Source organism: Acidovorax sp. KPB24-07 (assembly GCF_057543315.1).
This window is the reverse complement of sequence record NZ_BAAJYS010000868.1, coordinates 1-696: the sequence shown is the minus strand read 5'-3', so window position 1 is coordinate 696 and position 696 is coordinate 1. Positions and strand designations below refer to the sequence as shown.

The 696-nt window shown below is 75.3% G+C and carries 1 pseudogene; it reads right to left on the bottom strand.

What is annotated here, in order from left to right:
* Positions 1–599: pseudogene (locus AC27IQ_RS26365) on the bottom strand (sensor histidine kinase); the annotation flags it as partial.
* Positions 600–696 lie beyond the last annotated feature (97 nt).

Sequence of the window (696 nt, the reverse complement as noted above, 5' to 3'; positions counted from 1 at the left end):
CTGCGCGCGCGCAGGGCAGCCAGCAGCGCTTCGAGGCGCCGAAGCGGCGCCAGCCCCACCCGCACCTGCAGCCAGGCCAGGCCCCCGGCGAGCACCATCAGCACCAGCCCGGCCACCACCAGGGTGTGGTCGATCTGGCGCATGCTGGTCTGCAACTGGGCGGCGGGGCCGTAGACCGTGAGCGCCACCGGGGTGGGCGGCTGGCCCAGGGGGATCGGCAGCGTCAGCGACAGCAGCGGCTCCTGCAGCGGCCCGGTCGCCAGGTGCAGCAGGGCCGAGCCCCGCACAGGCTCGGGGGCGGTGGGCAGGCGGTCCATGTCCCACAGCGAGCGCGAACGCAGCACCTGGCCACCCGCCTGGGCGCGCCAGTACCACCCGGCGTAGATGGCGCTGAATTCGTCCGCCCCCCCGGTGGCTTCGCGCAGTTCGCCATTGGGACCCTGCTGCAGCCGCACGCCCACGCGCTGGGCCTTCTCGCGCAGCACCTGCTCGAAGCCCCCCAGCAGGCTCTGGTGCATCTGCCCGCGCAGCCACAGGCCCCCGGAGGCCACCAGGAGCAGCATGGGGACCAGTGCGAGCAACGCGATGCGCGTGGCCATGGGCCACTGGGCCAGCGCCAGCGCCCATGCGGACAGACCGCGCGCCGGCGGGGCCGGCGTGGGCGGCGTGTCCGGTGCAGGCAGCGGGTCGATGCCG